Source organism: Melghiribacillus thermohalophilus (assembly GCF_004342905.1).
GTDB lineage: Bacteria > Bacillota > Bacilli > Bacillales > Alkalibacillaceae > Melghiribacillus > Melghiribacillus thermohalophilus.
On record NZ_SMAN01000004.1, the window covers coordinates 180,954 to 187,517 of the forward strand.

The window sequence follows — 6,564 nt, forward strand, 5'->3', positions numbered from 1 at the left end:
TTTTTGCGGTTCACTGTTCTGGTATGATGTGCTAAAGGGTTCCTTAACGTCTCTTTCTTTTTGATTTGATTCTCACAAGAGAGGTGAACAGGTCTATGTTTAAATTTAATGATGAAAAAGGACAGCTGAAATGTTCTTTTTGTGGAAAAACTCAAGACCAGGTAAGAAAATTAGTCGCAGGACCTGGTGTTTATATATGCGATGAATGTATTGAATTATGTACTGAAATAGTGGAGGAAGAATTAGGTAGTGAGGAAGAAGTCGAGTTTAAAGACATACCAAAACCAAGGGAAATTTGTGATATTCTTGATCAGTATGTAATTGGACAGGAAAAAGCGAAAAAGTCCCTGTCCGTTGCCGTTTACAATCATTACAAAAGAATCAACTCTTCCCAGAAACAGGATGATGTGGAACTTTCCAAGAGCAACATCGTGCTTCTTGGACCAACGGGAAGCGGAAAAACATTGCTGGCCCAGACTCTGGCACGTATTTTAAATGTTCCTTTCGCCATTGCCGATGCTACCTCACTGACTGAGGCTGGTTATGTGGGGGAAGATGTTGAAAACATCCTGCTAAAGCTCATTCAGGCAGCGGATTATGATGTGGAGAAAGCGGAAAAAGGAATTATTTACATTGATGAAATTGATAAAGTTGCCCGGAAATCTGAAAATCCTTCCATTACCCGTGATGTTTCTGGAGAAGGTGTGCAGCAGGCCCTTCTAAAAATTCTGGAAGGAACAGTGGCAAGTGTTCCACCGCAGGGAGGAAGAAAACACCCTCATCAGGAATTTATTCAAATCGATACAACCAATATTTTGTTTATCGTTGGCGGGGCATTTGACGGTATCGAACAAATTATTAAACGTCGCCTAGGGAAACGGGTGATTGGTTTTGGTGCGGACCAGCAAACGGAAGACCTGGATAGAGGAGAACTGCTCTCCAAAGTTCTGCCCGAAGACCTGCTTCGCTATGGTTTGATTCCAGAGTTTATCGGCCGTCTACCGGTAATTGGAAGCCTTGAGCCATTGGATGAGGATGCACTGGTGGAAATTTTAACGAAACCGAAGAACGCACTGGTGAAACAGTACCAGAAGTTATTTGAAATGGACGATGTAGAACTGGAATTTGAAGAAGATGCACTAAGTGAAATTGCTAAAAAAGCAATCGAACGGAAAACAGGAGCACGGGGGCTTCGTTCCATCATTGAAAGCATCATGCTTGACGTGATGTTTGAACTTCCTTCGAGGGAAGATATTGAAAAATGTATCATTACCAGGGATACCGTTGTGATGGAAAACGGAAAACCTAAGCTCATGATGAAAGACGGTACAATTCTGGATGAAAATAAAGAATCTCCCAAGGAAAGTGCTTAACCTGACAGCAGCCTTTTTCGGCTGCTGTTTTCACTTGCTAACATTTTTGAAAGATGTATCTTTCGGTAAACTTTTTCTGTCCCGACAGGGCATAAGTACAGTGGGCTTTCAGGCAACTTAAGCGTTTTTTATAAATCTTTGGTAATGGTTCGTCGACATTTGACTGACATTGATGTTGTGCATATCATTTGCGTTATTTCAGGTTTATTCATTAAGGAAACGGGAGATACTAGCGAATAATGCCATGAACAGGAGGAGAGTGTCATGAGTTTCGCTGGTATTGTCCTGATGATTCAACTCATCGTCGGAATCATCGTTGGTCTATATTTCTTCACCATGCTCCGAAATGACAAAGCTAATAAAGTCACCATTGAAAAAGAGTCCAGAAAAGAACTGGAAGAGTTGCGAAAAATGCGTTCGATTGCGTTAAGTGAGCCATTGTCTGAAACCGTCCGCCCGAAAAAAATGAATGATATTATTGGTCAGGAAGATGGTATAGAAACGCTCCGCGCAGCCCTCTGTAGTGCCAACCCCCAGCATGTCCTGATATATGGCCCTCCGGGGGTGGGAAAAACAGCCGCTGCCCGTCTTGTGCTGGAAGAAGCGAAACTGAATCCAGAAACCCCATTTCGCACTGATGCGGTGTTTGTTGAAATGGATGCCACAACTGCCCGTTTCGATGAGAGAAGTATAGCAGATCCCCTTATTGGCTCTGTTCATGATCCTATTTACCAGGGGGCAGGCGCGATGGGACAGGCTGGCATCCCGCAGCCGAAAAAGGGAGCTGTGTCCAATGCGCACGGAGGGGTTTTGTTTCTCGATGAGATCGGTGAACTCCATCCAATGCAAATGAATAAATTGTTAAAGGTATTGGAGGACCGGAAAGTTTACTTTGAGAGTGCTTATTATAGTGAAGAAAACGATAAGATCCCAAAACATATACATGAAATTTTTCAAAAAGGATTGCCTGCAGATTTTCGTCTGATAGGAGCAACGACCCGACACCCCGACGAAATTCCTCCAGCTATTCGTTCCCGCTGTCAGGAAGTGTTTTTTAAAGAACTGGACCGGGATCATATAAAGGAAATTGCCAGCAGGGCTGCGGCGAAAGTTCAGGCCCGGATCACTGAACAGGGGCTGGAACGCATTGCTTTATATGCCCGCAATGGAAGAGAAGCGGTAAATATTATTCAGATCTGTCTGGGGATCATAAAAAAACAAAACAAACAAACAATAGATGTTGGCGACGTGGAGTGGGTTGCCGAGTCGAGTCGGCTGACTCCAAAACTAGATACAACAATTCATGAACATGATCAGGTTGGTGTCGTCAATGGTCTTGGGGTTATCGGCTCCGGCAGTGCTGCTCTTCTGGAAATTGAAGTATCAGCATTGCCCCATGCAGGGGGAGAGGAAATCAAAATCACAGGTATTATTGATGAAGAAGAATTCAATCATAAAGGAAGAACGATTCGCCGAAAAAGTACGGCGAACCATTCCGTGCAAAATGTTCTGACGATGTTAAAATCCATGGGTGTACCCGTTCATCAGTACCATCTTCACATCAACTTCCCGGGAGGAATTCCGGTAGACGGTCCTTCTGCAGGGGCAGCCATTGCACTGGGGATCTTTTCCGCTATTCAAAAAACACCCGTCAAACATGATATTGCCCTGACAGGTGAAATCAGTCTGTATGGAAAAGTGAAACCGGTTGGCGGGGTAGCTCAAAAAATTCAGGCCGCAAAGAAAGCCGGTGCCACAAAGGTATTGATACCTTCTAAAAATTATCAGCGTTCCTTTGGTCAGGAAGGTGTGAAGGTCGTGCCTGTCAGTTCCTTTGATGAAATTTTATCCCATGCCTTAAAAAGAGAATCCAATTCCCTGTTCCCGAATGAACCGTTTACCATTTCTAAAAAATCAATGTAGTTTCACCGTACATTCGTTTACAAAGAATCCTGTTTTTTTTATACTTTATAAGAAAGTTTGACCTTTTTTGAACGACACGGCTCTTCGATTGAGCTGATGGAAGAGAGATGGAAGAGACGGAGGTGTAATCGCAATGACTGAACAAATCAGACAAATTCCACTCCTCCCATTAAGGGGTTTGCTCGTATATCCTTCAATGGTTTTACATTTGGATGTAGGAAGGGAAAAGTCCATTCAAGCGTTAGATGAAGCGATGGTTGACGATAATCATATTTTGCTTGCTGCCCAAAAGGAAGTAAGCATTGATGAACCAAGAACAGAAGATATCTACCGGATTGGCACTGTTGCCAACATTAAACAAATGCTTAAACTGCCCAATGGTACAATCCGCATTCTTGTGGAAGGATTGTATCGGGCTGAAATGATCCGTTTTGTAGATGAGAAAGCACACTTTCATGTGGAAATCGCCAGACTGGAAGATGTCCGCGGGGATCATCTCGAGGAAGAAGCCCTTATGCGTACCCTGCTCGATCAATTCGAACAATACATAAAAGTGTCCAAAAAAATAAACCAGGAGACATTGACGACCGTTCAGGATATTGACGAACCGGGCAGGCTGGCGGACATTATTGCCTCCCATCTGTCACTTAAATTGAAAGATAAACAAAAAATACTTGAGATAAATGATGTAACCGAGAGATTACATCAACTCATTGATTTTATTAAAAATGAAAGGGAAGTCCTTCACCTGGAAAAGAAAATTGGACAACGTGTCAAACGTTCCATGGAGCGGACCCAGAAGGAATACTATTTGCGTGAGCAGATGAAAGCGATCCAAAAGGAACTGGGTGAAAAGGACGGAAAAACCGGAGAAATAGCTCAATTAAAAGAGAAAATCGAAGCGGCCAACATGCCGGAACGAGTCGAAAATGCTGCATTAAAAGAACTGGACCGCTATGAAAAAGTTCCTGGTACATCTGCGGAGAGTTCGGTCATTCGCAATTATTTAGAATGGCTTATCTCTCTTCCGTGGAATAAAGAGACAGAGGACAATCTTGATTTAAACCATGTAGAAAAGGTTCTCAATGAGGATCATTATGGTCTGGAAAAGGTAAAAGAGCGAATATTAGAATATTTAGCTGTCCAGAAATTAACCAAATCGATCAGAGGGCCTATTTTATGTCTGGTTGGACCTCCAGGGGTCGGGAAAACATCCCTTGCAAAATCTATCGCCAGGGCCATAAACCGCAATTTTGTCAGAATTTCCCTTGGCGGTGTAAGAGATGAGGCTGAAATACGCGGCCACAGACGAACGTATGTAGGGGCCATGCCTGGCCGCATCATACAGGGGATGAAAAAGGCTGGAACGATTAATCCTGTCTTTTTGCTTGATGAAATTGATAAAATGGCCAGTGATTTTCGGGGGGACCCATCTGCTGCTATGCTTGAAGTTTTGGATCCTGAACAAAATAGTACCTTTAGTGACCATTTCATTGAAGAAAGTTACGATCTGTCAAGGGTAATGTTTATAGCCACAGCTAATTATTTGGGCGCCATACCGGGACCGCTTCTTGACCGGATGGAACTGATAACCATTCCTGGATATACGGAAGTAGAAAAACTGCAGATTGCCAGAGAACATTTGCTTCCGAAACAGATTAAAGAAAACGGGCTTACAAAAGGCCAAATTCAGATTCGTGATGATGCGCTGATCAAACTGATTCGCCGATATACCAGGGAAGCAGGTGTACGAAATCTGGAACGTCAGATCGCATCCATATGCCGTAAATCCGCAAAAATGATTGTGAGCGGAGAGAAAAAACGAGTCGTTGTTACAGACAAACAGCTGGAGTCCTTGCTCGGGAAGCCAAGATTCCGCTACGGACAAGCTGAAACGGAACATCAGGTAGGCGCCGCAACAGGTCTTGCCTATACAGCCGCTGGAGGGGATACACTGTCCATTGAAGTGTCCGTTTATCCTGGAAAGGGCAAACTGACCTTAACCGGGAAGCTGGGGGATGTCATGAAGGAGTCGGCACAGGCTGCCTTTAGCTATATCCGTTCCAGAGCAGATGAATTAAAAATCGACCCTGATTTTCATGAAAAAAATGATATACACATTCATGTGCCAGAAGGAGCAACTCCTAAAGACGGCCCATCAGCGGGCATTACAATGGCTACCTCCCTTGTTTCTGCCTTAACCGGAAGACCCGTCCGAAAAGAGGTGGGCATGACCGGGGAAATCACGTTGAGGGGACGTGTTTTGCCGATTGGCGGATTAAAAGAAAAATCATTAAGTGCCCACAGGGCAGGACTGAAATATGTCATTATTCCAAAAGAAAACGAAAAAGATTTAGAGGAGATTCCGGAAAGCGTGAGGAATGAACTAACATTTATCAAGGTAAATCACCTGGATCAGGTGCTGGAACACGCCTTGCTGGAGGATGGGGAACATGAAGGTCCATCAAGCTGAAATTGTGATCAGTGCTGTAAAAGAAGAACAGTATCCCGATGACCGGCTGCCTGAGATTGCTCTGGCCGGCCGGTCCAATGTAGGCAAGTCTTCTTTCATCAATAAGATGATTCAGCGGAAAAATCTTGCCCGTACATCATCCAAACCTGGAAAAACCCAGACGTTGAACTTTTATAAAATCAATGAGGCGTTTTATTTCGTTGATGTACCGGGTTATGGCTATGCAAAGGTTTCAAAGAAAGAACGCAAAGCCTGGGGAAAGATGATGGAAAACTATTTTACGAAGCGGGAAAATCTAAAAGCAGCCATCATGGTAGTGGATATGAGACATAAACCGACCGAAGATGATTTATTGATGTATGACTTTCTTAAGTATTATGAAATTCCTGTCATTGTCATTGCGACAAAAATGGATAAGGTCCCAAAATCAAAACGGGCAAAGCACGTAAAACAGATCACAGAAGAACTGGAGCTGGAAACCAAAGATATAATGATTCCATTTTCGGCAGAAACCGGAGATGGGAAAGACGAGGCCTGGTCTGCTATTAAATCATATATATGATGTTGATTAAAAGCGAAGTGCGATGAGCATAAGACTCATGGCACTTATTTTTTTAATACAGGGCATAAAAAATGGGTTCCATCTGCGGAATTCTTTTCAAGGTTTTTCGTTTTGATATTTTTTCTCCTCCGGGCTGACTGAACTGTACCCCGAAAAGTGGACAGTTATAAAAACCCTATGCAGCTAAGAGATGATCCCGATATTGATTCGGGGTCATCTTTTTTAATGTCCAT

The 6,564-nt window shown here is 43.3% G+C and carries 4 protein-coding genes; all 4 read left to right on the forward strand.

Annotated features, from left to right (window positions below; all coding sequences use genetic code 11):
* Positions 1–95 precede the first annotated feature (95 nt).
* The gene (clpX, locus tag EDD68_RS05615) at positions 96–1,373 is read left to right on the forward strand and encodes an ATP-dependent protease ATP-binding subunit ClpX (protein WP_132371269.1); all 1,278 of its coding nucleotides are present in this window, start codon (positions 96–98) and stop codon (positions 1,371–1,373) included.
* 264 nt (positions 1,374–1,637) lie between these two features.
* Positions 1,638–3,296: an ATP-dependent protease LonB gene (gene lonB / locus EDD68_RS05620; RefSeq protein ID WP_132371270.1), complete on the forward strand. Its 1,659-nt coding sequence runs from the start codon at positions 1,638–1,640 to the stop codon at positions 3,294–3,296.
* Between the two features lie 133 nt (positions 3,297–3,429).
* Positions 3,430–5,769 (forward strand): endopeptidase La, encoded by a 2,340-nt coding sequence (lon, locus tag EDD68_RS05625; protein WP_132371271.1) that lies wholly within the window; start codon positions 3,430–3,432, stop codon positions 5,767–5,769.
* Complete coding sequence (yihA, locus tag EDD68_RS05630) at positions 5,750–6,331, forward strand: ribosome biogenesis GTP-binding protein YihA/YsxC (RefSeq protein WP_132371272.1); 582 nt, start codon at positions 5,750–5,752, stop codon at positions 6,329–6,331. Before lon ends, yihA begins: the two co-directional genes overlap by 20 nt.
* Positions 6,332–6,564: the final 233 nt, after the last annotated feature.

Coding starts and splice junctions, on each gene's coding strand:
- yihA (WP_132371272.1), top strand. CDS start 5,750: ATGAAGGTCCATCAAGCTGAAATTGTGATCAGTGCTGTAAAAGAAGAA.
- lon (WP_132371271.1), top strand. CDS start 3,430: ATGACTGAACAAATCAGACAAATTCCACTCCTCCCATTAAGGGGTTTG.
- clpX (WP_132371269.1), top strand. CDS start 96: ATGTTTAAATTTAATGATGAAAAAGGACAGCTGAAATGTTCTTTTTGT.
- lonB (WP_132371270.1), top strand. CDS start 1,638: ATGAGTTTCGCTGGTATTGTCCTGATGATTCAACTCATCGTCGGAATC.